Genomic DNA, 23495 nt, shown 5'->3' with positions numbered 1-23495 from the left:
CTGCAGATTTCTTGATTATATACCGCTCTTCGCGGTGGAAATCCGCAGACAAAGGCGGTCGCTACCGCTCCGTAAGTATCCAAACTTCCCCTTCGTCACTTCGGCCCTTTTCATATTTTCTTTAGTTCAATTTATATAACTTAACCCGATACCGTAGCCCGCATATACGTCCGCTTGCCCTGCGCATCCTTCAGATAGGGGCCCAGCCCGGCAAAACGGGAATGATCCACATAGACGCCGGTCATCCAGCGGCCTTCGGTCAGTCCTCCGTTCCACTGAAGCACCAGGTCGGGAGCGGATAACCATTCCTGGAATATTCTAATGTTCTGTTCCTGATATTCTTTGCACGGCTTGCCGTTCTCGATCAGACGCTGCTTGCTCAGATAGGTGGGTACGAAGTATGTGGAGATCGTATCCAAATCGTCCGCATCCAGAAAAGCCTCGCCGCCCAAATAGGGCTGGAAAAGCACCGTATTCTCATACATGGACCAAATCACCGCCTGAAGCACCATGCTCTGCCGAACTCCGTTGTGGAAGGTGAACAAACGCTGCTTACCGGAAGAGGGGATCACCGGACCTGCAGAAGGCTCAAGGCAATGCCGTTCACAGCCGATACATTTCCAGCCTGAGGGACTTTGAATCCATTTTTGAAAAACGCTGCCGCTATCGTTATCCCCCTTGTACAAGGAAGAAATAATCTCATAAGGTACGCCAATCCACGCATCCCACACAGAAGCAGGAAGGTGGCTGTGGAGCATGAACAACACTTTGTCGTAAATGAGCTGCACTCTGATCGAAGCGTTCTCAAGTATTGCAACATCTTCTTTTCCATAGGTTATTTCCCGGGAAAACAAGGTGGTTGTCATCTTCCTCGCCTCCTTGATGAGCAAAGTTTTTTTCTATTATATTATATTCTACTGTCAAAAGTGCAAGTTTTCTTTGTTAAAATCAAGCAAAAAATTGAAAAAGCCCCTCTCACAGACTGTGAAAAGAGGCTATCAACGGACTCTCTAAAGCGGGTGCTACTCAACCCAGCTCTCGGCCCAAGTCTGAATCTGCTGCATGACCGGCTCAAGCGCCCGGCCTTTGGTTGTCAACTCATACTCGATGCGCACGGGTGTTTCCGGGTACACATGGCGCACCAGAATCCCTTCACATTCCAGGTCCTTCATTCGTTCGGACAGCATCTTATCGCTCATGGATGGGATCAGACCGGAAATATCCTTGAAACGCTTCGGTCCGCTCATCAATGTCTGAATAATAAGTCCATTCCAACGCTTGCCTAAGAAGGAGAAGGCCGTTTCGAATCGAGGGCACATCGTCAACTGATGTTCTTCCATTATTCTCACCTCTCACTTGTCAAACTTACAATAAGTTAGTATATATAATTTTAACACATTTATAACACAATGAACATCGTTTGCCAAAAAAAAGTTCACCCGGCCATAGTTAGTATATCCCGGTTGTCAATCCTTTGTTCCTAGTGGCGGTTTTCTCCCGGCAATTGCCTGGGTTACCGCATAAGCCAGATCATCATTGCTGTAAAGAGACAATACCCCAAGAACCGTATCGTCGGATATATCTCCGGCTTCCTCCTTGGGAACCGTCAATGCCAGTGCGTTGCTCAGCGCCACATTTCCTTCCTGCTGCGGGTAGGCTTGCAGATACAAAACGTGCGGGTCCAGGCTATTGTTCACGCACCACTGGGCAAAGACCAGGATCATCATTTCCTCATCCCGCTTGTAGCTCTCGATAATTCTTTCTTCCATTGATTTGCTGTAATCGTCCATGCTGCTTCCTCCCTTCTGCTCCTCATGTCAATCCGCAAGCTTCGCTGCCAGCTCATGACTGGACAGGACGGCTGAAGCAGAAACCCCGCATTGCTCCGGGGTGTTCAAGTTATTCAAAAAATCATTTACCACACCGCTGAACCCTCTGCGCTCAAGGATGGTATCCCAGCTTCCAAAACCCTGCGTACGCGGAAGCTTTCCGTTCTCATAGAGTGTTGCCCGCTCCATATCCACAACTTCCACGGACCGGCCGTGGCCGTGCAGCTCCAGCTTCTCCAGATCTGCACCGGCGTCCCGGACCATGCTGTACATGCCGGTTGTACCATGATTCCAGCCGAGCACGCCGGAGGACTGAAGCAATCGCCCGGCATCGTCAGATTTGAGGCTGCCGTACAGCAGTTCTGCATCCCCGCCGCACAGCCAGAGCAGCAAATCCAGCATATGAATCAGATCATCATGGACCGTCTCACGGCTGCTGCCGGCTTGCACCTTCGTCCGGTGCTTGAACGCATGGCAGGCGCTGATACCGCCGGCTTTTTCCAGCCAGGCTGCGGCGGCCATATACATTGGCGCGTAGCGGCGGTTAAAGCCTACACCCAGCAGCAGCCCCTTATCAGCGGCCAGCTCTGCCATCCGCCGGGATTCCTCCAGATGATAAGACAATGGCTTATCCACATATACCGATACGCCGTGGTTCAGGCATTTCATAACAATATCATAATGGGTAGTTGTAGGGCTATGCACAAATACTGCATCCAGGTCCCAGGATAGCAGCTCCTTCAGATCTGTTGTGCCTTTTGGAAAGCGGTAAGAATGAACCGTACCCTGCACAGTTGCCGGAGAGTGGCTGAGCACGCCTACCACTTCTGCCTGATCATGACGGGAGAGCAGCGGCAGATAGACTTTACGGGCGATGCCGCCGATGCCGATGATAGCTACTTTTTTGCGTTCAGCAATGTTCATGAGTGTATCTCCCTTTGGTTTATAGAAGTATTATATCGTGACTAGGCCCGGCAACAATGAACTTTGCTTCATTAATTCGCTTTTTTTCAGTATGATGAGATGAACAAGCGGGAGAAAGGGCATAATTAAATGAGAAAATGGCTGACTATACTGCTATATCTTTTGGGGATTGTCCTCGCCTTCATCTACAGAAACGACATCCTCGCCTGGCTGCGGGAGGATCATAATGTATTCCTTGGCATTATTGCAGCTACTGTAATAGCTCTGTTTCCTGCCGTTCCTTATAAGCTGATCATCGGATTGTACGGCTATGCCTACGGCAGTCTGGCCGGTGCAGTAATTTGCTGGAGCGCGTCAACCCTTGCTGCGGCGATTATGTATAGCATCGTGAAATATATGTTTCGCAAGCAGGGCGGGAATAATAAAGAAGCTGCAGAGCGTAAAAGAGGCACATCTTTATATTTGGACAAAGCCAGCGCATATCTGGCTTCTGTACCGGCCCTGGACAGGTTCACCGTGGCTGTTCAGCGGCGTCCCTTCGCTTCCGTTGTGCTGGCCCGGCTGGCTCCGTTCATTCCGCAGGCTGCCGTTAACATATATGCCGGAACCGCGGGCTTGCCGTTCTGGAGCTATCTCGCCGCATCCGGGCTTGGCAAAATCCCCGGCATCGCCTTATATGCTTTTCTTGGCGGTCAAATGTTCCAGCATCCGCGAAGCGCTGTAATAGCCATCCTGGTCTACATTGCTGTGTTAGGACTAGCGGCTTTATCCCTGCGCCCCGGCTTCCTGATACCAAAGAAAGACTAAGGCACGAATCTAGGCGGCGCTGGCAGGCAGCGGATAATTGTTTTATAATTACATTGTGACATATTTAATTGCATTCTGTGAATGGAGGGATATTAATGACGGAAAAAGCAACATTTGCCGGAGGGTGCTTCTGGTGTATGGTATCCCCTTTCGAAGAGCTTCCGGGCATTATTGAGGTCGTCTCCGGGTACACGGGTGGACATACTGTCAACCCAACCTATGAGGAGGTCTGCTCAGAAACCACCGGACATGTGGAAGCGGTACAGATTACGTTCAATCCGGATATCTTTCCATACAGCAAGCTGCTGGAGCTGTTCTGGCAGCAGATTGACCCTACCGATGCCGGAGGCCAGTTTTATGACCGCGGAACCTCATATGGCACAGCCATTTTCACCCATTCTGAAGAACAGCGGCAGCAAGCGGAAGCTTCCAAGGCGGCGCTGCAGGCAAGCGGACGTTTTTCCGCTCCCATTGTGACACCGATTCTTGAGGCGGGACCCTTTTACCCTGCCGAAGAGTACCACCAGGGCTATCATCACAAGAATCCCGGGCACTACAAACGGTACCGCAAAGGCTCAGGCCGGGATGCTTTTATCGAGGAGCACTGGAAATACAAAGAGGATTCAAGCAGTCTGAAGGCAAGGCTCACCCCGCTGCAATATGAAGTAACCCAGAACAATGCAACCGAATCGCCTTTTCGCAACGAATTCTGGGATCATCACGGGGATGGAATTTACGTCGATATTGTATCCGGCGAACCGCTGTTCAGCTCCGGGGATAAATTCGATTCCGGCTGCGGCTGGCCGAGCTTCACCCGGCCGATCCGCGATTATTCGGTCAAGGAGAAAACCGATCTCAGCCACCTGATGATCCGTACCGAGGTACGCAGCAAAGCAGCCGACTCCCATCTTGGGCATGTCTTCAACGACGGCCCCGGACCGGGCGGCTTGCGCTACTGCATCAATTCGGCGGCGCTGCGGTTTGTACCGAAGGAAGAGTTGGAGCAGGAAGGCTACGGCGAGTACCGTGCGCTGTTCCAGCATGCTTGAGAGGATGACAGCCTCAATCTGCAAAACCTCGCACCCGTCAGCTTCGGGTGCGAGGCTTTTGTGTTATTTGCGGCGGCTGCTAACCATTACTCCGGCTTCTTCTCTTCCTTTTCCTCATCATCCTCAGGGCTTGACGTTGGTTGCTTGCCGCGGTTCAGCTCCCGGAGGCGCCGGATGGATTCATCATCCTTCCGCTTTGCATTTCTAAAGAACCAGAGCACAACCGCCACGATTACCGCAGCAATAATCAGTACCGGAAGCGCGCCGGCCAGGAACACAAACAGCCACTGAAACATCACCGTTAAAGCCTTCATACTGCCCTGGAGCGCATCAGAAGCACGGCCCAGCAGCGGATCTTGCTCCTTCTCCTTCTTAACATCTGCACTCTTATCTGTCTCGTACAGACGAAGCTCCACCGTTGAAAAGGAGACATTCTGGTCAATGTAACGCATTCTGCCCTTGATTTGTTCAATTTCCTCCTGAATGGTGCCAAGCTGGTTGGCAAAGGCCACAAGGTCCGAGGATTTGGTCGCTTTTTTCATAAACTCAATATATTGGCTCTCCATCAGCTCCTTGGCTTTGAGGCGTGATTCGAGGTCCACATATTCCTCCGAAACATCCTGTCCCTGAATGCTGCGCTGAAGCTTCTCATGCTTCACCTTCTCCAGACTGTTCAGAAAAGATGAAAAGCCGGAGGCCGGGACTTTGAAAATAAAGCTTCCGCCCTGCTCATATTCGGACAGGTCTTCCTTAAATTCGATAATATAGCCGTTCGCAAGGGTAATCATATTCCGCACATCCGTCTGTGCCGCGCCATAATCCGCCACTTCCATGGTTAGGTTAGCGTGATAAATCAGCTTCTTGTTCAGTCCAGCCACAACATCGCTGCCGGTAAACCCCGCCGCCCCTTTTGCCGATTGCTCCGCATCCGGGCTCTTCACGGCCTGGCTTCCGTCACCGGCAGCCACAGCCTGGGTTGTATCGAGCGCCGCCGCTTCGCTCTGTTTACCTTTCGCCAGCGGCGCACCGTCCGATGCAGTGTTTGCAGCCGCTTCGCTGCTAAAGTCTTGCTTCATCGTGGAAGTGTCTGCCACCGCACCCGAATCGCTCGCAGAATCGCTGTTGCCTCCCGCCCCGCATCCCGCCAAAACCACTGCAAGCATCAATAACCCGAGTACATAATGCAGATAATGCTGACCCCGTTTGTGCATGCTCATTCCTCCAAAAGTGTAGTGAAAAATCCGCTTCTTTTGTACAGATTGCTGCGGCGAGATGAGCTCTTTGTCTATTAGTCTCTTTCGCCTTATTTCTCTGACGATCCAAAAGCTGGAAGGTTGCAGAATACCGGAAATTTTTCCAGCCGGGAAACCGTTTCCTGTTTGCGAAATGCCTGGGTTATCTGCTACAATGATGGTGTCTCTTGAAGACAAACCACGCCAAAAAACCCTATATCCATACGGGATAAGGGTTAGGCTCTGTTCGGACAAGCTCCACCTTGCCGATCAGAAGAGTTCATGTAAGGATGCCGCCATTCCACAATAAGGGGAGGTGAGACCCTCATGGCAAAAGACGTAAAATGCGCTGTAAATTCCTGCACCTATTGGGCTGAAGAGAACAAATGCAACGCCGAATCCATCTTTGTTGCTTACCACAGCTCCAAGCAGCCTTCACAAGCTGATGAAACAGACTGCAAAACCTTTGAAAGCAAATAAGCTACAGCCCAGAAGGAACCCTCCACGGTTCCTTCTTTCTTGTTCTCATTTTAGCAAGATTGAGAATGATTATCAAGTGTTTTCTCCCGCACCAGCCCTGCCGCCTGCACCATGTTGCGCAGCGCAGCCTCCGTCTCCTCCCAGCCGCGTGTCTTCAGCCCGCAGTCCGGATTAATCCAGAATTGCCCGGCATCCAGCACGCGCAGCGCCCGCTCAATATTCTGGGTCATTTCCTCCACCTCCGGCACACGCGGACTATGGATATCATAGACGCCAAGGCCAATGCCTTTATCGTAATCATCTTCTTCAAAAGCGGCGATCAGCTCCCCGTGGCTGCGCGAGGTCTCAATTGAGATTACATCGGCGTCCATGGCGGAGATGGCACCGATCATATCATTAAACTCGCTATAGCACATATGGGTATGAACCTGGGTTGTATCCTTCACATGATTCGTCGCTGTGCGGAACGACCGTACCGCCCAATCCAGATAATGCGCATGGTCCTCCGCCTTCAGCGGCAGGCCTTCGCGGATCGCCGGCTCATCGACCTGTATCATCTCAATTCCGGCATCCTCCAGCGCCTGCACTTCATGGCGGAGCGCAAGCGCGATTTGTTTGGCCACCTCTTCCCGGCTAAGGTCATCGCGGACGAACGACCAGTTCAGAATCGTTACCGGCCCGGTCAGCATGCCCTTCACCGGCAGTCTCGTCAGCGACTGGGCATAGACGCTTTCCTTGACAGTCATCGGCTCGATAAAAGCGACATCCGCGTAGATGACCGGCGGCTTCACGCAGCGCGAGCCGTAAGACTGCACCCAGCCGTTCTGGGTGAACAGATAGCCCGCCAGCTTCTCGCCGAAGAACTCGACCATGTCGGTCCGCTCGAATTCCCCATGCACCAGCACGTCAAGGCCAAGCTCCTCCTGCAGTGTAATGGCTTCAGCAATCTGGCGGCGGACAAACCCGTCATAGCGCTCCTGGTTCCATACGCCTTTGCGCCACTTGAGCCGCGCCTGGCGCACCTCGGCCGTCTGCGGAAAGCTGCCGATGGTGGTGGTCGGCAGCAGCGGAAGCTTCCACTTCTCCTGCTGCACCTTGAGGCGCTCGGCGAAGATCAGGCCGCGGCTGTCCGGCAGGCTGTCCAGCCTGCGGACCTGCTCGGCCACATCCCGGCGCCCGCGTTCCGGGAGTGCGCGGAAGACGGCAAGCGCATCACGGCTCTCCGCGAGCTGAGCGGCGCAGTTCGCCGTATCGCCGCCTGCTGCGGCGGCAAGCAGATCAAGCTCCGCCAGCTTCTCGTCAGCGAAGGCCAGCGCCCGCTTCACGGCGGGCTTCAGCTTGACTTCGCTCTGCACCGTTACCGGCACATGGAGCAGGCTTGCGGATGGCTGGAGAATCAGCCGATCCAGCGGTACATGAACAGCCAGCTTCGCAATCAGCCCCAGCTTGGCATCGGGATCGGCGCGCCAGATGCTGCGTCCGTCAATAATGCCTGCACCCAGATACTTGTCCGCAGGCCAGCCAAGACGTTCGATAGCCTCCAGGTTGGCCCCGCCATCATGAACGAAGTCTAGGCCTATGGCCTGTACTGGCAGAGCCAGCAATGCTTCCAGCGGCTCGGCGGCTTCGAAATACGTCTGCAGAATCAGCTTCAGGCCAGGAACCGCAGCGGATAGTTGCCGGTAGATCGTCTCAAGCAGCGCAATGTCCGTTTCGGTGAGTCCGGTCACAATAGCCGGCTCGTCGATCTGCACCCACGCGACTCCCTCCTGCTGCAGCTCCTGCAAGAGCTGCACATATACCGGCAGGAACCGGGCGGCGACTTCCTGGATTTCAGTAACCGGGAAGCCTTTGGACAGCTTGAGGAAGGTATAGAGTCCGACTATAACCGGCTTGCCCTCAATGCCGGCCTGATCTTTGGCGAAGCGGTAGGCGGCAAGCGGCTTGTTCTCGGTCAGCCGGGGGTTCTGGCTGCCGATCTCCGGTACGATATAATGGTAATTCGTATTGAACCATTTGGTCATTTCACAGGCCGGTGCGGCAGCATTGCCGCGCGCCATTGCAAAATACAGGTCAAGCGGCACGCGGCCGCCGTCATACGCATATCGCGGCGGGACAATGCCGAACATTACGGCGGTATCCAGCACATGATCATAGAAGGTGAAATCACTCACCGGGATCAGATCCATGCCGGCTGATTGCTGAGCCTGCAAATGCTGAAGCTGAATATCCGCCATCTCGGCGCGGAAGACTTCCTCACTGATTTTGCCCGCCCAGTAGGCCTCAAGCGCCTTTTTCCATTCGCGGTTTTTGCCGATTCGCGGATAACCAAGGTTGCTGGTTATGATTTTGTTTGCCATATTATTTTCTCCTCGCATTCTTAATGGGTTATAGTTTTGTTCCGCCTGGTTGTCTCCGAATAAGATCAATCTGTCTTTCGTCCGAAAAGCTGATGCCATCATACTGTACCGCTTCAGTCAGCCGCAACAGATTCCGGTCAATCCGGTTATACACATTCCTTATAACAAACAGAAAAGGCAGGGTCTTCGGATTAAGAAGACTCTGCCTTTTCTTACAGTAGCTCAGCTATAAGATTAATAGATTTAGAACCAGACCAGGTAGACCACTGCGGCGAGAATAATCCGGTAAATGGCAAACGGCATCAGCTTAATCCGGTTGATCAGCTTCAGAAAAAACCGCATGGACAGCAGCGCGAACAGAAATGCGCTAATGAACCCCGCAATGAAGAAGGGCAAGGCATCCAGCGTGAAATACTGCCAATTCTTCAGCAGCGAAATCAGGCTGGCTCCAGCCATAATCGGCACTGCCATAATGAAGGTAAAGTCGGCGGCGGCACGGTGGCTCATTCCCAGCAGAACGCCGCCGGAGATCGTCGAGCCGGAGCGCGAGAACCCCGGCCAGAGCGAGAAGCACTGAATGAGGCCAACCGATAGCGCCTGCCTATATGTAATTTGATCGACGCTCTCTGTCTTGATCTTTTTAGGGCCGAAACGGTCCGCACAGATCATCAGAATTGCCCCGATCACCAGGCCGACCAGCACAGTTGAGGTGGAGAATAAATGTTCATCTATATAATCCTCGAACAGAAATCCCAGCACACCGGCAGGAATGAGGCCGACAATCACCTGCGCCAGCTTCAGCCGCCCCCCGCCTTCAACCGGAGATGGACCATCCGGCACCGCCGTCAGCTCCCTGCGGCTGAACCGCTTCAGGCCCAGAAGATCAATGAACCGGTTGCGGAAGATCACCACCACAGCCAGGATCGAGCCTAGCTGAATCACTACCTTGAAGGTATTCGCTGTATATTTTCCGAGAAATTCCTGAGATTTCAGCCACATATCATCGACAATAATCATATGGCCCGTGGAGGATACCGGAGCAAATTCGGTCAAACCTTCTACAATTCCCAATATAATAGCTTTAATAATGGTTAACAGCTCCATGTACATTCCTCCTTATATAGGTTTTGTCTATCCCCGGGTTTTGCCCGCAAGCTGGCGTTTGCGGAAATACAGCAGTCCAAGCACGACGGCTCCTCCGGCAATCAGGACATACACAATACTGGAATAGGTATTCATGTATACTCCGATTTCCTCCCAGGACTCACCCAGCGCAGCCCCCAGCAGAATCAGCAGTGTATTCCAGCCCAGCGTGCCAATCGTCGTAAACAGCAGGAACAGTCCGAACTTCATTCCTGACATCCCTGCCGGAATCGAAATGAGGCTGCGCACCAGCGGCACCATCCGGCAGAACAGCACCGTCCAATAGCCGTATTTGTCAAACCAGGCGTCCGCCCTGCGGATATCGCTCTTCTTAATCCGTATCCACTTGCCCCAGCGGTCCACAATCCGCTCCATTCTGCTGACATCCAGCAGCCGCCCGATCCAGTACAGGATCACCGCACCGAGCAGCGAGCCCGCCGTTGAAGCAAGGAGCACACCGGGAATCGTTAGCCCGGAGTCAATGGTCATGAAGCCGCCGAACGGCAGAATGACCTCCGAGGGAATGGGCGGAAAAATATTTTCCAAAGCCAGCATCAGAAAAATACCAAGATATCCGAACTGCTCCATAAAATCTGTAATCCATAATTTCATTCGTAACCCTCCGCATCAGACGAGATTTTTCTTGAGATTGCGTAAATAGCGGCTGCGGATGAAGAAGAAATACAGCGCCTGGGCTGCCAAATAGCCGGCAAGCACCGCCCCGGTCTCGGCTGCAATAGAGAGGTAAAACAGCCGCTGCAGCGCGATAAATGCAAATAAACTGTGCAGAACCGCCAGCAGAACAGGTACGAAAAACATCAGGGCCAATTGCAGCGTGGCAACGCGGTCCAGCTCCTTGTCCGTAAGGCCCAGCTTCGACAGGGTCGAATACTGCAGACGGTCATGATCCAGGTCCGTATAGAGACGGAAATAGAGGAAGCTCCCTGCCGCAATGAAGAAGATTGTGCCGACCAGCAGCGAAGCAAACAGCATCGTGCTGTACAGCGTACGCTGTACCTCAAACAGAGTGCCGCTAACTACCACGGCATAAGAGGCGTCTGCCTCGTAGGCCACCTTTCCTTTGGGGGCAAGCGCCGAGGCTACTTCTGCCGTCCGTATGAAGTCCTCCACATAGAATCCGGTATACCGGTCCTGCTGCACCGGGACAATCCGGCTGTACAGGCTGTCGCTGATCACCAGTCCGCTGAAATCCCCGCCAAGAGTGCCATCCAGCTCCGGGAGCAAATATTCGGCAATCGGCACATGCCCGGTGTATCCAATTTCTTGAATGTATATCGCTTGCTTAAGCTTATACGTTGCTTTGACCCGTTCAGAAATCAGGCTGCGGTCACGCTGGGAGCCGATCATCACCAGCCCCTCGTTCCCCCGCAGCGGCGGCTCATTCGAGATAAAACCCGCATGCCGCAGCGCACGCTTATAATCACTGTAAGCCATCAGCGGCAGCCGCTGAGTCCGGTCAGGTCCCGTCTGTGATTCTACCGCCGCATATTTAAGCGGAACTTCAAGTGCTTCGTAAGGAATCCCAAGCTCCTCCAGCTCTGCCGCAATCCCCTGCAAATCCCGCTCCTCTGTGGAAGCCCGTTCGCCTCCCTTAGCCACATAACCAACCGCCGCCGGATAGTCCAGCTTCAGCTCCCGGGACAATGTATGGATCGAGGCGAACACGCCCACGGAGGTGAAGGAGACCGCCGATACGATGGTGACCATAAAAAACATCCGGCCATTGTCCTTCCAGCGGTGCGACAGTCCCGAGAACATGAGAATATGCGTATGTTTCCAATAGAAGCGGCGGATCTGCCGCAGCAGCCCTACGATGTACAGGCTGAGCTGTGTGTAAAAAAGATACGTCCCGGCAACTGTAATCAGCACAACAGGAACCATCATAGTCTCTACAGTAGTCGCTGTTGTAGCAGCCGCGAGGCCATATCCGGCAAGCAGCAGCAGACCTGACAACAGCGCCAGCCACCCCGATCTCGCGGGCTCCGCCTCACCTCTGCCCGCACCCTGGAACAGGCCGCGCGGCGATTCATTGCCGATGAAGGCAAACGTTGACAGCGAGATCAGCATGAACAGCAGAACAAAGCTGCAAATCGTCAGCACGGGGGCTTGCCAGCTCAGGTGAAATTCCAGCGGAGGGATTCCGAGGAAGCCGGAGCCGATCATCAGGAACAGCTTGCCAAGCAGCAGTCCGAGCACTGTGCCGGTGAGTATGGCAGAACCGCCGATCATCATATTTTCCAGGAAAACCATCAGATATAGCTGCCGCTTCGTCATGCCATGCATCAGCAGAATGCCGAATTCAAGCTTGCGTGACTGCAGGAAGGAGCCAACAGATACCAGCACGAACAAGGAACAAAACACATAAATGATCCCTTCGGCCACCAGCATCGTGTTCGCCGCCGTGCTCAGAATTCTGTCCCGGGCAATCGCCGGATGGAAGATAAATAATGCGCACAGAAAAAAGACCATCACCGAAAAGGCGCTGCTGACAAAATAAGCCGCATACTTCCGCTTGTTGCGTGTTACATTCCTATAAGCGAACTGCCGAAAGGTCATGGCCCGCTCCTCCCAGCAGCGACAGCATGTCGATGATGTTCTGGAAAAAAGCTGATCTGCTGCTGCCCCGGTACATCTCGCTGTGGAAGCGCCCGTCTTTGATAAAGATTACCCGATGGCAAAAGCTTGCCGCCACCGCATCATGCGTGACCATAAGCACCGTTGTTCCTTCCGCCCCGTTCACTTCCGCCAGTAGACTCATGACCTCTGCAGCGGTTCTGGAGTCCAGACTGCCTGTCGGTTCATCCGCCAGAATCAGCGCAGGCCGGTGAATCACCGCCCGGGCGATCGCCACCCGCTGCATTTGTCCGCCGGAGATTTCATAGGTCCGCTTAGGCAGCAGTCCGCCGATGCCCAAGCGGTTAACCACCTCATGCAGTCTGTCTTCTATCTCCGGCACAGAGACTCCCGCAAGCGTCAGCGGCAGCACGATATTCTCCTCTACGGTGAGCGTATCAAGCAGATTGAAATGCTGAAATACAAATCCAAGCTCCTTGCGGCGAAACAGGGCTTTGTCCTTACGATCCAGACTCTGCGGGTTCCGGCCATTAATCATAACCTCCCCGGAGGTGGGCTCGTCGATGGTGCCGATTACGTTGAGCAGTGTGGTTTTGCCGCTGCCTGACGGGCCCATGATGCCCACGAATTCCCCCTTCTCCACGGCAAAGCGGATATGGTTCAGCGCGTGGGTCGACACCTTGCCCTCATATATTTTGGATAAATTGTGGACGTCTAATATGGGCAAGCACTTCCGCTCCTTCGTTCGCCTGGATTGCTTTCATTATACAAACAGTAAACAGCAGCCGCTATTTCTGAAACTTACAGTCACCTTACAGTATTGTAAGCCGGGAGGGAACCCTTATGGGCCGCTCGGAATACAACAATATAGGAAGAGAAGGTTCCGGCGTGCTCCAGGAGAACCGGCTCATGGGGTTAATATTAGGAAATGTATTTAATGTAGAGCGTTACAAACTGTAGATGATAATATCGCGGGGGTGTACGATGCTGTTTTCGGTAATGCAACTGGTTGGCGGTCTGATCCTGTCGCTCGGATGGATTCCACAGATTGTGCAAATTGTTAGAACGAAGTCCGTTGCCGATTTAAGCTTAAAATCATACCTCTTGATGCTGCTGGGGATTGCCCTCATGGAGTCATATGCGGTTAACCTGACGTTAACAGGGGTTGGCCTGGCTTTTTTGATAACGAATACCTTGTCTTTGGCTGTGGTGTCCACAGTCATTCTGCTGATCATCCGCTACCGTAAGCAATAAGCGATGAACCTTTAGAAAAGCACCTTCACCGCCGTCCCTTTCCCCACCTCCGAGGATATTTCCACCCTATGCCCCAGCTTGCCGCAAATCTGCTTCACCAAATAAAGCCCCATCCCTGTGGATTCCTGGAAGCTGCGCCCGTTGACGCCGGTAAAATAAGGATCGAACACGCGGGGCAGATCTCCCGGAGGAATGCCTACTCCTTCATCGCGCACCTCCAGCACAGTTCTGCCCCCGTCATCGGCATAGCCATGAAAATGGACAAACCGCCCCTCCTCCACCGTATAGCGCAGCGCATTTGTAATTAGCTGGGTCAGCACGAACGACAGCCATTTTTCATCGGAAGTAATGAATATGCCGCTGTCCACCGCAATCGCCGGGAATATCCGCTTGCGGATGAACAGCCGTTTCTGTTCCGAGGTTACACCCCGCACGATAGCCGCCAGATCAAGCCGTTCCACATAGAAGTCATGCTCAAAGGTGTCGAGACGCGCGGTGTAGAGCACGGTATCCAGCCCTTTTTTGAGACGGTCAAGCTCATCGCCAAGCGCCGTAAAAGGTGGACCGTCCTTGTCCTGTATAATCAGATGGATGACGGACAGCGGAGTCTTCATCCCATGCACCCATTGGTTGATAAAATGAATATGCTCCTCCAGCTTGTGGCGGTAGCTGTGCAGATCATTCTGGTACAGACGGAACTGATGGGCCAGCAGACCGCGCAGGCTCTCCGCCAGCGGTGAGGTTTGGGCAGGACCGTTCGATTCCTCCAGCGAAGCGGGAAGATTCAGCAGGCGTTCGTAAAAGGAACGGTTGGAGATGAAGCGGTACGCCAGATAAGCCAGCAGCAGACAGGTGCTGAGCAGCCCTGCATATAAGCTGACGTTCATCCCGCTGCCGCCGTCCAGCCGGTATACCAGCGTGATCATCAGAAGCTGGGCCAGATAAATGACAATAAGCGGTGTCTGTTCCCGCAAAAACAGCTTCATGTTACGCCTCCCCCCAATTCTCGCACAGTATGTAACCTTGGCCGCGTACGGTTTGCAGGCCGTCCGTGATGTCCAGTGCCGCAAGCTTTTTACGCACCCGGGTCACGTACACATTCAGCGTATTGTCATCCACAAAAGCCTGTTCGTCCCAGATTTTCTCCAGCAGCCGGTCGCGGGTAACCACGGAGCCGGCTTTCTGCATCAGCTCATCCAGAATTTTGGCTTCCGTATGGCTCAGATCAATCTTGGCGTTGCCGCGTGAAAGAACCAGCCGCTCCACATCCAGCAGCAGCCCAGCCACCGTTAAGCTGCGCTCATTGCCGCCCCCGGCGTAGGAGCCGTAGGCCCGGCGGAGGTGGCTTTTAATTTTGGCGAGGGCAATCTCATAATCGAACGGCTTCGTAATATAATCATCGGCTCCGTTTTCCAGCGCCATCACCTGGTCCATCTTGCCGTCGCGGGCGGAGATGAACAGGATCGGACAGGTCGAAAGCCCGCGGATTTGGCGGCACCAGTAATATCCGTCAAATTTGGGCAGATTCACGTCCAGCAGCACCAGATGCGGCGCAAATTGCCCGAACTCGCTCCGCACATCTTCAAAATCATGCACCGCCTGTGTCTCATAGCCGAACTTATGTAAATACTCCTGGAGCAGCGTCACCAGTCCACGGTCGTCTTCGATAATAAAAATTTTGAACATTTCAAGCCTCCGGTCTGCAGCCTTATCCGGCTAAGGGGTTTGCCCCCTAATATAACCAGTCGCTGGGGTGTAGTCAAATATGAGATGTAACAGTTCCTGCCAGAGCACAATAGAAAATTCTCAGTATGATTGCACTTTCTGCAATAGATTTCTTATTCTGCGGCGGAAAATCGTATCCTGCTGTATTTCGTACAATAGAATTCTACATTCCCTACGCTAACGGATCTTTTTCAGATATTCTACTGCACAGAATGCAGCAGATTTTGTTTTCGGATAACTTTGGGAGAAATCAAATGCAGAATGTGCAATAGATGCGGTTGCCGGGGGATGGAGCACCATTCGCACAGTGCTTCTAGATTCACGCGGGTAACAAGGATGCTTGATCAGCACACAACACAAAAACAGCCGCCTCTCCAGAACTAACCTGGCAAGGCGGCTGTTTCTTCGAAATTAACTTAATCAGTCCCGGTAAGTAAGCCACCGCCAATGGCGGCGCCGTGCCGCAGCCTGCCCGCTGGCCTATTTGCCATCCAGCAGATTGCCCAGGCCGCCTAAGATGCTTCCCTCTTCCTTGCGGCCGGTATTGCCGGCAGCCGACAGGATGCGGTCCGCCATCCGGCTGAACGGCAAAGACTGCACCCAAATCTTGCCCGGGCCGCGCAGGGTGGCGAAGAACAGGCCTTCACCGCCGAAGAGGGCTGTCTTTACACCTTTGACGAACTCGATATTGTAATCGACGGAAGCGGTCATAGCGACCAGACAGCCGGTATCGAGCTTAATCGTTTCTCCAGGCTGCAGCGTCCGCTCCATAATATAGCCGCCGGAGTGGACGAAGGCCAGTCCGTCTCCTTCGAGCTTTTGCATAATGAAGCCTTCACCGCCGAAGAAGCCGACACCCAGCTTGCGCTGAAATTCAATGCCGATGGTGACACCTTTGGCTGCACAGAGGAACGCATCCTTCTGGCAGATCATTTTACCGCCGTATTGCTGCAGATCGAGCGGGATGATCTTGCCCGGATATGGAGCGGCAAAAATGACACTTTTCCTGCCATAGGGTCCGGCATGCGTGAAGATGGTCATGAACAGACTTTCCCCGGTCAGCAGGCGTTTGCCCGCCCCCATCAGCTTGCCCATCAGTCCGCCTCCGCGTGATCCGGTTCCGTCGCCGAAGATGGTCTCCATCGAAATCTCCGGGTCCATCATCATGAAGCTTCCGGCTTCGGCGATAACGCTCTCTCCGGGATCAAGCTGCACCTCGACGCACTGTATTTCCTCACCCATTATCACATAATCAATTTCATGAGCGCTCATCAATAATTCCTCCTTAATGTGTGCTATGTAATCCTATGTCTCTACGGCTGATATATATACGCCTCCGTGCTTGTGAGGTTCCAATCCTCCACAAACCAAAAAGGCCAGCCGGATAAATTCTGACTGACCTTTCGATTATCCCCGAAACAGGGCTGTTCTGAAATTGTCACATTACTGTACCATCATGCGGCTTGTTGAGCTTGGGTTGGATTTTTGGAGTTTGGCTCAGCTTTGGTCTGCCAAGAGAGGTTGTAAATGTAATGACATAACCGGCAACAACTACTGCCATTACAGTGTACAGCGTTTCCTTGAGAGGCATATAGAAAAGCGATAACGCCAGAACGATAACATCCATCAGGATAAATACGGTTCCTACCTTAATTCCTTTCCATTCACTGATCAGCAGCGACAAAATATCGTCACCGCCGCTCGCCCCGCCGCCGCGCAGGACCATTCCCGCTCCCAGACCCGTCAGTACGCCGGACAACAGTGCCGCAATCGGCAAGTTATCCTGCAGGTTGATGACCCATCCGGAATAATGCTCCATCAGGCTGTAGAATACCGTGAAGGCACCTACAGAGACGAAGGTGTTCAATACGAATGCTCTGCCTTTGAAGATCATAGCGACTATGAGTACTGGAATATCCAAGAATAGAATGGATAATGAAGGCGAAATGCCCAGCACATACTTACCGAGCAGGGACAAGCCTACAAATCCGCCCTCGGTTAGATGGTTCTGATAATTGATGTGATAATAAGTAAATGCAAGCAGAAATGTTCCGGACAAAATGACAGTTAATCGAAGCGGCAAGCTCATGCTACCGTCTTGTTTCCTCATACAGGTCTCCCCTTATCGTAAATGGCGGCTTAGACGTCCTTCAAGCCTCTACGACGGGTCTGACCGGAGGAGATGTTGCTCCTTCGCATATACAATACTCCCTTCCTCGCAGAGGCGGTTTCGTCAAAAAGCAACGGTATGCGCACCTTCTACAGGGAAGCTAAGTATAAGACAGATCATAACGTTTCCAAATCGTCCTTTGGGGAATCGTCCTTCGGGGACACATGGTATCCTGATCCTTTCTCTAATTTGATGTATTCTTATTTGATTATACCACGCGGCGCTGCTTCTAAATACTGTTTTCCATTAAAAAACATCAAGCATAATGTAAAATGCACGTCAGCCTTGATTGCGCAGCAGACGATTGACCGTCTCACGCCGTACGCCGATCAGTTGCCCGATCTCCTCTTGTGTCAATAAATCCGTCAGCGGTGCGCCATGTGTGTATTCGTTAAACCAGCGGGTTAACAGCTCAAGCCGCTCGCCCGGTGTTCCGACGGTAAGATGATCGAGGCGCGTCTGCATAAAGCGTACCTTCTCCTGGAGCAGCAGGGCAATCTTAAGCATTTTATCCGGCTCCTCGCGAATCTCGCGGTACCATTCGGCTGCCGGAATCACCTCCACCTCGCTTTTCATCATCGCTACTGCCGTTCCATGCGCCTCCTTCGGGGAAATGAGGGAATGGTGGGGGACCGTCTCACCGGGATAGAGGAGGTTGAACAGCACTACGTTCCCGTTCTCATGCAGCCTTGTTACCTTAAACAGCCCGCTTTTCACCCTGTACAGATTCTGGCCGCCGTCTCCCTGACGGAACAGGACCTCTCCTTTGTGCAATATCATTCGCTCTCTCCTTCGGCTTCTCGTTATGTATATGGGTAATTATACAGAAATACGACTGAAAAATGGAGCGCACACAGACAAAAAAAGAATAAGATCATCCTAAAATGAAAGCCCCGCGAACCACATCAGGTGGACCGCAGGGCTTGTTGTTTGAAAGATTTTACAAGAGAATTACTTCGCCGCCAGCGTCTTCTTCCACAGTCCCAGCATCAGCCCGGAAATTACGGAGCCGATCAGAACCGCAAGAATGAACAGCAGGGCATTGCTGGAAAGTGCCGCTACAAAAATGCCGCCATGCGGAGCAGGAACATTGATTTTCCACAGTTGTGTCAGACCGCCGGCAACAGCGGAGCCAATGATACACGAGGTTAGAACACGCATCGGATCGGCTGCCGCAAAAGGAATGGCCCCTTCCGTGATGAACGACAAGCCCAGCACATAGTTCGTCAGACCGGATTTGCGTTCTGTTTCGGTAAATTTATTTCTGAAGAAGGTAGTAGCCAGAGCGATAGCCAAAGGAGGCACCATACCGCCCGCCATAACCGCAGCCATCATCAGACCGTTGGTGTTGCCGCTGGAGGTGAATACGCCAATCGCAAAGGTATAAGCCGCTTTATTGAACGGTCCGCCCATATCAATCGCCATCATTCCGCCAAGCACCAGACCCAGCAGAACGGCATTTCCTGTACCCAGGTTATCAAGTACGCCGGTCAACGCTGTATTAAGCGCACTAAACACAGGATCGAACAGGTAGAACATAATACCGCCGGTAATAAGCAAGCTGAAGATCGGGTAGAGCAGAATCGGCTTCAGGCCGTCGAGTGTTTTGGGCAGGCCCGTAAAGGCTTTGCGGAGCATAATCACCACGTAACCGGCAAGGAAACCGGCAGCCAGACCGCCAAGGAAGCCGGCATTGGAATTCAGGGCCATATAGCCCCCGACCATACCCGGCATCAGGGCCGGACGGTCACCGATGCTGAGCGCAATAAATCCGGCCAGAATCGGAATCAGGAAATGGAAGGCGCCATCGCCGCCGCCAATGGTCTGAAGCAGCTTAACAATCGGATTGTCCACACCGGCAGTCTGCTCGAACAGGAAGGAGATCGCCAGCAGAATCCCGCCGCCGACTACAAACGGCAGCATGTGCGAGATGCCGTTCATCAGATCCTTGTATATTTTGCTGCCGACACTGCCGGATTTCGCTGACGCTGCTTCATCGCCGCTGCGGCCTTCGCTGCGGTAGACCGGAGCATCGCCGTTCATGGCTTTGGTGATCAGCTCTTCGGATTTCCGGATGCCGTCGCTCACCGGTCTTTGCAGCACCGGTTTGCCGGCAAATCGGTCCATTTCCACTTTTTTGTCGGCGGCGACAATAACACCGCTGGCCCGGGCGATTTCATCAGGAGTCAGCACATTCTGTGCGCCTTCTGAACCGTTCGTCTCCACACGGATGTTGACGCCCATTTCCTTGGCTTTTTTCTTAAGCGCATCTTCAGCCATATACGTATGGGCGATACCCGTAGGACATGCCGTCACAGCAACAACGAACTTCTCCGTATTCGGGTTGCCGGTAATTACACGTGCGGCCTCCGGCTGCTTGGTCCCGCTTCCTTGTCCTTCTTCCTGTGCCTTAGCCTCAGCTTCGGCCTGTTTGGTATTGAACAGGGCAATCACTTCATCTGGAGTCCGGGCATTCATCAGTGCTTCGATGAATTCGCTTTCAATGAGCAGCCTGGACAGTGCAGCCAGTGTCCGCATGTGCATATTTCCAGCACCCTCCGGGGCGGCAATCATAAAGAATACTTTTGCCGGTTCATCATCGAGGGAGGCGAAGTCCACCCCCGCTGCGCTTTTGGCGAACACCACGGTAGCTTCATTAACGGCTTTGGTCTTGGCGTGCGGCATAGCAATCCCGCCGCCGATTCCGGTGCTGGACTCGGCTTCGCGCGCCAGAATCTTCTCTTTGAACAGAACCGGATCATTGATCCGGCCGCTGGCCGCAAGACTGGCGATCAGCTCATCAATCGCGGCCTCCTTGGTCACGGCCTTGAGGTTCATGATCATGGTATCTTTTATCAGCAAATCTGTAATTTTCATTACAATCAACTCCTTATATCACTTGTATATTGCTTGTATATTGCTTGTTTATACCTGTGTAATCTCAATCTGAGGCTTAAGCTGCTCAATGAGCGCTCTGTCCGCCAGGTCGTCGGAGAATGCCGTCGCGCTTCCTGAAGCTACTCCTGTACGGAAAGCCTCCAGCACATCTCCGGTGAGAGACAGTGTGCCCACAAATCCGGCGATCATGGAATCGCCTGCACCCACTGAATTCCTCACTGTGCCAGATGGTGCACTCGCATAATACACGCCTTGATCCGAGATGAACAACGCCCCTTCGCCTGCCATGGATACCAGCACATACCGTGCGCCTGACTCCATCAGCCTGCGTCCGTAGGTGATAATCTCTTCCCTGGTCTTGATGGTGACACCGAACAGCTCTGCCAGCTCATGATGATTCGGCTTGACAAGCAGCGGTTCCAGAGCCAGCGCATCCTTCAGTGCCTGACCTGTTGTATCAATCACGAATTCAGCCTTTTTCCGTTTGCATACGGCAATCAGCTTGCTGTAGAAATCGCCCCCAAGCGAAGGCGGAGCACTCCCGGACAGAACGAGCGTATCCCCGGCTTGCAGCGCCTCGAGCTTAAGCAGCAATGCATCTGCTTCCGCATCCCGGATCACCGGACCGGTTCCATTAATCTCAGTCTCTTCTGCGGCCTTGAGCTTGATATTGATCCGGGTATCGTCTGCGACGGATACGAAATCACTGGAAATCTTTTCTCCGTGCAGCCAATCCTTGATATATCGCCCGGTAAAGCCCCCAAGAAAGCCGATTGCCGTATTCTGCACCTCAAGCTGGTTCAGCACACGGGATACGTTGATCCCTTTGCCTCCGGGCAGCTTCAAATCCCGTGTCATGCGGTTAAGACCGCCTAGTGTCAAGTCATCCACTTCCACGATGTAGTCAATGGAAGGATTAAGCGTTACTGTATAGATCATTGTTATCCCTCTTTATTTATGTTTTCTCGCCCCTACGCCAAGGTAAAGCCAACGTCCAGTCCTTCCAGCCCGCGAATGAAGCTTTCGGGTGTTTGCGCATCCAGAATGCAGTGATCCATTTCCCGCAGATCTGCCACCTTGCAAAAGGATACCTGACCAATCTTGCTGTGGTCGGCCAGCAGAATCGACTGCTTCGCCACTGAAATCATCTTGCGCTTGGTTGCCGCCTCCAGCATATTCGGAGTGGTGATGCCATCATGCAAATCCAGCCCGTTCGTGCCGAGAAACGCTTTATCCACCCGGACCATTTCCAGCGAGCGCTCCGTCATCGGCCCTACAAAAGCTAACGTATCCGGCCGCAGCAGCCCGCCTGTAATTGAAACTTCAATATTGCGGCAATCCTTCAGCTCGTTCAGAGCAATCATGGAGTTGGTGATAACCTTAAGGTTCGTAAATGTCTTCAGCGCTCTTGCAATCTGCAGTGTGGTTGTTCCTCCATCCAGTAGAATGGCATCGCCTTCCTGTATCATCTCCACAGCTTTGCTTGCTATCCGCAGCTTCTCATCGAGGAACCGGTCCTCTTTATCGGGAAATGCCGCTTCAAAATTGACGCTTTGCAGAGAGACCGCTCCCCCATGTGTGCGCTTCAGCAGCCGCGCTTCCTCAAGCTCCTTGAGGTCCCGGCGAACTGTGGATTCAGAAACGCCCAGCTCCTGGCTAAGCTCCTGAACCGAAGCCCTTGTATGCCTCTCGACAATGTGTACGATACTAGCCTTGCGTTCCTCTTCAAACAAGGGTAGCTCACTCCTCTCTGCAAAGGCGTTAATGACCATTTGTGATCACTTCTGCTCATTCATGATTGTAACAGCGTTTACATGCGCTGTAAAGCGCTTTTTTTTGGTTATTTTTCTCTTAAGGCAGCCATAATAACCCCGCTTTGCTCCACATATTGGGCAAGTGTGCTTCAATGACCGGCAATGCTCATTTGTGCTCATTTGCTTCATTATTAGTTTTTCAAATGAGGCTTAGAAATATCCTCTCAATTGCCTATTTCATCCCGGCAGGGTTTTACATATTTTATAGTACATACGGGGAAAAGCGGGTGAAACTTGAGATGGCCAAAAATAACAACAATTCCGGACACGGGAACAACAGCAATAATAACCCTAATAAAAGTGACAGTGGCGGTCCTCTCGAAATAGATGAGCTGGACGCTGAAGATTATGCGATCATTGGAGCCGGGCTAACCGCTCTTGGGGATTTCTTTGCCTTCCTATCTCTGGTCAAAGCCAAGCAAGTCACCAAGCAAACCGGAGGCCAGGCTGATCTTGAGCCGGTTCTATTCATTAGATCCAGAAAAAAAGCGGTGGGACGCAAAGCCCGTCCACGGCGTTAACCGACGATATACAGGCAAAGGCAGGAAGAAGTCCGCGGAAACGCTTAATGCTGTTCAGCCTGGAGCTTACTTCCCGCCGACACTACTATTAAGGCTCTGCACCAAGCCCTCCACCAAGCTGGGGACAAGCCTGCGTTGACCTTCTTCATGAAAGCACCGGGATAGATTGAATATGCAAAAGAAACCATCTTTTGGTAACTGCATTTTACCAAAGGATGGTTTCTTTTTTGTGTCTTAAATCTCAGGCATCCATTGCATGGCTTTGGGGGCATGTCAGCCCCTCAGGGAGCGTACTACAAAGATATGGCTACCTTTCAGCAGGCTCTGCCCGTCCTGAAGCGTAACCGAGCCTTTGGTATGCGAGAGGATCGTCGTATTGAAGGCGATCAACTGGTCGCCCTTCCATACGGTCACAGCCGATTTGAAATAAACCGCATTATCGAACTGCTGGCGTTCTCTCATGACGTATCCGACAGAATGCAGAACCGGAGGGAAAGCTCTCTCTTTAGGAGTAAGCGCCTTGATGAATACAATGTCACGAAAAGGCACAGAAATTTCCTGGTGGCCGATTACGGCCACTGAAGCTGCAGGGTCCCATTTGCGCAATACGCCCTTCATGACTGTGTAGGGCTCTTCTCCGCAATACATTATGACTGGTCTGCCTACCCAATGCTTCATTGCCCCACCCCCTCCG

24 protein-coding genes are annotated in these 23495 nt (G+C 52.7%); 5 read left to right on the top strand and 19 right to left on the bottom strand.

Annotated features, from left to right (window positions below; all coding sequences use genetic code 11):
- Positions 1 to 140: 140 nt before the first annotated feature.
- The 4 genes from B212_RS0106120 to B212_RS0106105 form a co-directional block, all read right to left on the bottom strand.
- Complete coding sequence (locus tag B212_RS0106120) at positions 141 to 866, bottom strand: hypothetical protein (RefSeq protein WP_019909600.1); 726 nt, start codon at positions 864 to 866, stop codon at positions 141 to 143.
- A 156-nt stretch (positions 867 to 1022) separates the two neighbouring features.
- Complete coding sequence (locus B212_RS0106115; protein WP_019909599.1) at positions 1023 to 1340, bottom strand: winged helix-turn-helix transcriptional regulator; 318 nt, start codon at positions 1338 to 1340, stop codon at positions 1023 to 1025.
- A gap of 126 nt (positions 1341 to 1466) precedes the next feature.
- The gene (locus B212_RS0106110; RefSeq protein WP_019909597.1) at positions 1467 to 1790 is read right to left on the bottom strand and encodes a hypothetical protein; all 324 of its coding nucleotides are present in this window, start codon (positions 1788 to 1790) and stop codon (positions 1467 to 1469) included.
- Positions 1791 to 1817: 27 nt separating this feature from the next.
- Positions 1818 to 2753, bottom strand: coding sequence for a Gfo/Idh/MocA family protein (locus tag B212_RS0106105; RefSeq protein ID WP_019909596.1), 936 nt, complete (start codon positions 2751 to 2753; stop codon positions 1818 to 1820).
- 129 nt (positions 2754 to 2882) lie between these two features.
- Between B212_RS0106105 and B212_RS0106100 the strand changes: the two genes are divergently transcribed.
- Together B212_RS0106100 and msrB are read left to right on the top strand one after the other, a co-directional pair.
- Positions 2883 to 3560: a TVP38/TMEM64 family protein gene (locus B212_RS0106100; protein WP_019909595.1), complete on the top strand. Its 678-nt coding sequence runs from the start codon at positions 2883 to 2885 to the stop codon at positions 3558 to 3560.
- A 95-nt stretch (positions 3561 to 3655) separates the two neighbouring features.
- Entirely contained in the window at positions 3656 to 4609 is a 954-nt protein-coding gene (gene msrB, locus B212_RS0106095) for a peptide-methionine (R)-S-oxide reductase MsrB (RefSeq protein ID WP_019909594.1), read from the top strand.
- Between the two features lie 86 nt (positions 4610 to 4695).
- Here msrB and B212_RS30870 read toward each other — a convergent pair whose 3' ends face one another.
- The gene (locus B212_RS30870; RefSeq protein ID WP_019909593.1) at positions 4696 to 5820 is read right to left on the bottom strand and encodes a DUF4349 domain-containing protein; all 1125 of its coding nucleotides are present in this window, start codon (positions 5818 to 5820) and stop codon (positions 4696 to 4698) included.
- A 348-nt stretch (positions 5821 to 6168) separates the two neighbouring features.
- Between B212_RS30870 and B212_RS33710 the strand changes: the two genes are divergently transcribed.
- Positions 6169 to 6321 carry a DUF1540 domain-containing protein gene (locus tag B212_RS33710; RefSeq protein WP_019909592.1) on the top strand — a complete coding sequence of 51 codons (153 nt, stop codon included), beginning with the start codon at positions 6169 to 6171 and terminating at the stop codon, positions 6319 to 6321.
- A gap of 50 nt (positions 6322 to 6371) precedes the next feature.
- Here the strand turns inward: B212_RS33710 and metE are convergent, their stop codons facing one another.
- The 5 genes from metE to B212_RS0106060 all read right to left on the bottom strand — a co-directional run bounded on the left by metE (position 6372) and on the right by B212_RS0106060 (position 13146).
- A complete protein-coding gene (gene metE, locus B212_RS0106080; protein ID WP_019909591.1) occupies positions 6372 to 8681 on the bottom strand; it encodes a 5-methyltetrahydropteroyltriglutamate--homocysteine S-methyltransferase in 2310 nt (769 codons plus the stop codon).
- Positions 8682 to 8924: 243 nt separating this feature from the next.
- On the bottom strand, positions 8925 to 9785 hold the full coding sequence (locus B212_RS0106075) for an undecaprenyl-diphosphate phosphatase (RefSeq protein ID WP_019909589.1): 861 nt from the start codon (positions 9783 to 9785) through the stop codon (positions 8925 to 8927).
- A gap of 27 nt (positions 9786 to 9812) precedes the next feature.
- Positions 9813 to 10436 carry a DedA family protein gene (locus B212_RS0106070; protein ID WP_019909588.1) on the bottom strand — a complete coding sequence of 208 codons (624 nt, stop codon included), beginning with the start codon at positions 10434 to 10436 and terminating at the stop codon, positions 9813 to 9815.
- A gap of 15 nt (positions 10437 to 10451) precedes the next feature.
- Positions 10452 to 12401 (bottom strand): ABC transporter permease, encoded by a 1950-nt coding sequence (locus tag B212_RS0106065; RefSeq protein ID WP_019909587.1) that lies wholly within the window; start codon positions 12399 to 12401, stop codon positions 10452 to 10454.
- Positions 12376 to 13146, bottom strand: coding sequence for an ABC transporter ATP-binding protein (locus B212_RS0106060; RefSeq protein ID WP_019909586.1), 771 nt, complete (start codon positions 13144 to 13146; stop codon positions 12376 to 12378). The genes B212_RS0106065 and B212_RS0106060 overlap by 26 nt, the downstream gene beginning before the upstream one ends.
- Before the next feature lie 257 nt (positions 13147 to 13403).
- Between B212_RS0106060 and B212_RS0106050 the strand changes: the two genes are divergently transcribed.
- Positions 13404 to 13673, top strand: a complete 270-nt coding sequence (locus B212_RS0106050) for a PQ-loop domain-containing transporter (protein ID WP_019909584.1) — start codon at positions 13404 to 13406, stop codon at positions 13671 to 13673.
- 11 nt (positions 13674 to 13684) lie between these two features.
- Here B212_RS0106050 and B212_RS0106045 read toward each other — a convergent pair whose 3' ends face one another.
- From B212_RS0106045 to B212_RS0106010, 8 genes are all read right to left on the bottom strand, one after another.
- Positions 13685 to 14659: a sensor histidine kinase gene (locus tag B212_RS0106045; RefSeq protein ID WP_019909583.1), complete on the bottom strand. Its 975-nt coding sequence runs from the start codon at positions 14657 to 14659 to the stop codon at positions 13685 to 13687.
- 1 nt (position 14660) lies between these two features.
- Positions 14661 to 15359, bottom strand: a complete 699-nt coding sequence (locus B212_RS0106040) for a response regulator transcription factor (RefSeq protein ID WP_019909582.1) — start codon at positions 15357 to 15359, stop codon at positions 14661 to 14663.
- Positions 15360 to 15878: 519 nt separating this feature from the next.
- On the bottom strand, positions 15879 to 16670 hold the full coding sequence (locus B212_RS0106035) for a TIGR00266 family protein (RefSeq protein WP_019909581.1): 792 nt from the start codon (positions 16668 to 16670) through the stop codon (positions 15879 to 15881).
- Positions 16671 to 16836: 166 nt separating this feature from the next.
- Positions 16837 to 17508: a YitT family protein gene (locus B212_RS0106030; RefSeq protein ID WP_019909580.1), complete on the bottom strand. Its 672-nt coding sequence runs from the start codon at positions 17506 to 17508 to the stop codon at positions 16837 to 16839.
- 339 nt (positions 17509 to 17847) lie between these two features.
- A complete protein-coding gene (locus B212_RS0106025; RefSeq protein WP_019909579.1) occupies positions 17848 to 18348 on the bottom strand; it encodes a Crp/Fnr family transcriptional regulator in 501 nt (166 codons plus the stop codon).
- A 171-nt stretch (positions 18349 to 18519) separates the two neighbouring features.
- Complete coding sequence (locus tag B212_RS0106020; RefSeq protein WP_019909578.1) at positions 18520 to 20445, bottom strand: PTS fructose transporter subunit IIABC; 1926 nt, start codon at positions 20443 to 20445, stop codon at positions 18520 to 18522.
- 48 nt (positions 20446 to 20493) lie between these two features.
- Positions 20494 to 21405: a 1-phosphofructokinase gene (gene pfkB / locus B212_RS0106015; protein ID WP_019909577.1), complete on the bottom strand. Its 912-nt coding sequence runs from the start codon at positions 21403 to 21405 to the stop codon at positions 20494 to 20496.
- Positions 21406 to 21437: 32 nt separating this feature from the next.
- Positions 21438 to 22199: a DeoR/GlpR family DNA-binding transcription regulator gene (locus B212_RS0106010; protein WP_019909576.1), complete on the bottom strand. Its 762-nt coding sequence runs from the start codon at positions 22197 to 22199 to the stop codon at positions 21438 to 21440.
- A 320-nt stretch (positions 22200 to 22519) separates the two neighbouring features.
- Between B212_RS0106010 and B212_RS0106005 the strand changes: the two genes are divergently transcribed.
- Positions 22520 to 22801 (top strand): hypothetical protein, encoded by a 282-nt coding sequence (locus B212_RS0106005; protein ID WP_019909575.1) that lies wholly within the window; start codon positions 22520 to 22522, stop codon positions 22799 to 22801.
- Between the two features lie 273 nt (positions 22802 to 23074).
- Here B212_RS0106005 and B212_RS0106000 read toward each other — a convergent pair whose 3' ends face one another.
- Positions 23075 to 23479, bottom strand: a complete 405-nt coding sequence (locus tag B212_RS0106000; RefSeq protein ID WP_019909574.1) for a hypothetical protein — start codon at positions 23477 to 23479, stop codon at positions 23075 to 23077.
- Positions 23480 to 23495 lie beyond the last annotated feature (16 nt).

The sequence above is a fragment of the Paenibacillus sp. HW567 genome, assembly GCF_000374185.1.
In the GTDB taxonomy this organism is placed as follows: domain Bacteria; phylum Bacillota; class Bacilli; order Paenibacillales; family Paenibacillaceae; genus Paenibacillus_AQ.
The sequence above is the reverse complement of the archived record's forward strand: the minus strand, read 5'-3'. Positions and strand labels throughout refer to the sequence as shown.

What these genes read in the sequence shown, in the direction of transcription:
- B212_RS0106065 (WP_019909587.1), bottom strand. Translation starts at nt 12,401, where the DNA reads ATGACCTTTCGGCAGTTCGCTTATAGGAATGTAACACGCAACAAGCGG.
- B212_RS0106000 (WP_019909574.1), bottom strand. Translation starts at nt 23,479, where the DNA reads ATGAAGCATTGGGTAGGCAGACCAGTCATAATGTATTGCGGAGAAGAG.
- metE (WP_019909591.1), bottom strand. Translation starts at nt 8,681, where the DNA reads ATGGCAAACAAAATCATAACCAGCAACCTTGGTTATCCGCGAATCGGC.
- B212_RS0106020 (WP_019909578.1), bottom strand. Translation starts at nt 20,445, where the DNA reads ATGAAAATTACAGATTTGCTGATAAAAGATACCATGATCATGAACCTC.
- B212_RS0106050 (WP_019909584.1), top strand. Translation starts at nt 13,404, where the DNA reads ATGCTGTTTTCGGTAATGCAACTGGTTGGCGGTCTGATCCTGTCGCTC.
- B212_RS0106075 (WP_019909589.1), bottom strand. Translation starts at nt 9,785, where the DNA reads ATGGAGCTGTTAACCATTATTAAAGCTATTATATTGGGAATTGTAGAA.
- pfkB (WP_019909577.1), bottom strand. Translation starts at nt 21,405, where the DNA reads ATGATCTATACAGTAACGCTTAATCCTTCCATTGACTACATCGTGGAA.
- B212_RS33710 (WP_019909592.1), top strand. Translation starts at nt 6,169, where the DNA reads ATGGCAAAAGACGTAAAATGCGCTGTAAATTCCTGCACCTATTGGGCT.
- B212_RS0106070 (WP_019909588.1), bottom strand. Translation starts at nt 10,436, where the DNA reads ATGAAATTATGGATTACAGATTTTATGGAGCAGTTCGGATATCTTGGT.
- B212_RS0106045 (WP_019909583.1), bottom strand. Translation starts at nt 14,659, where the DNA reads ATGAAGCTGTTTTTGCGGGAACAGACACCGCTTATTGTCATTTATCTG.
- B212_RS30870 (WP_019909593.1), bottom strand. Translation starts at nt 5,820, where the DNA reads ATGCACAAACGGGGTCAGCATTATCTGCATTATGTACTCGGGTTATTG.
- B212_RS0106025 (WP_019909579.1), bottom strand. Translation starts at nt 18,348, where the DNA reads ATGATATTGCACAAAGGAGAGGTCCTGTTCCGTCAGGGAGACGGCGGC.
- B212_RS0106115 (WP_019909599.1), bottom strand. Translation starts at nt 1,340, where the DNA reads ATGGAAGAACATCAGTTGACGATGTGCCCTCGATTCGAAACGGCCTTC.
- msrB (WP_019909594.1), top strand. Translation starts at nt 3,656, where the DNA reads ATGACGGAAAAAGCAACATTTGCCGGAGGGTGCTTCTGGTGTATGGTA.
- B212_RS0106105 (WP_019909596.1), bottom strand. Translation starts at nt 2,753, where the DNA reads ATGAACATTGCTGAACGCAAAAAAGTAGCTATCATCGGCATCGGCGGC.
- B212_RS0106110 (WP_019909597.1), bottom strand. Translation starts at nt 1,790, where the DNA reads ATGGACGATTACAGCAAATCAATGGAAGAAAGAATTATCGAGAGCTAC.
- B212_RS0106040 (WP_019909582.1), bottom strand. Translation starts at nt 15,359, where the DNA reads ATGTTCAAAATTTTTATTATCGAAGACGACCGTGGACTGGTGACGCTG.
- B212_RS0106005 (WP_019909575.1), top strand. Translation starts at nt 22,520, where the DNA reads ATGGCCAAAAATAACAACAATTCCGGACACGGGAACAACAGCAATAAT.
- B212_RS0106100 (WP_019909595.1), top strand. Translation starts at nt 2,883, where the DNA reads ATGAGAAAATGGCTGACTATACTGCTATATCTTTTGGGGATTGTCCTC.
- B212_RS0106030 (WP_019909580.1), bottom strand. Translation starts at nt 17,508, where the DNA reads ATGAGGAAACAAGACGGTAGCATGAGCTTGCCGCTTCGATTAACTGTC.
- B212_RS0106120 (WP_019909600.1), bottom strand. Translation starts at nt 866, where the DNA reads ATGACAACCACCTTGTTTTCCCGGGAAATAACCTATGGAAAAGAAGAT.
- B212_RS0106035 (WP_019909581.1), bottom strand. Translation starts at nt 16,670, where the DNA reads ATGAGCGCTCATGAAATTGATTATGTGATAATGGGTGAGGAAATACAG.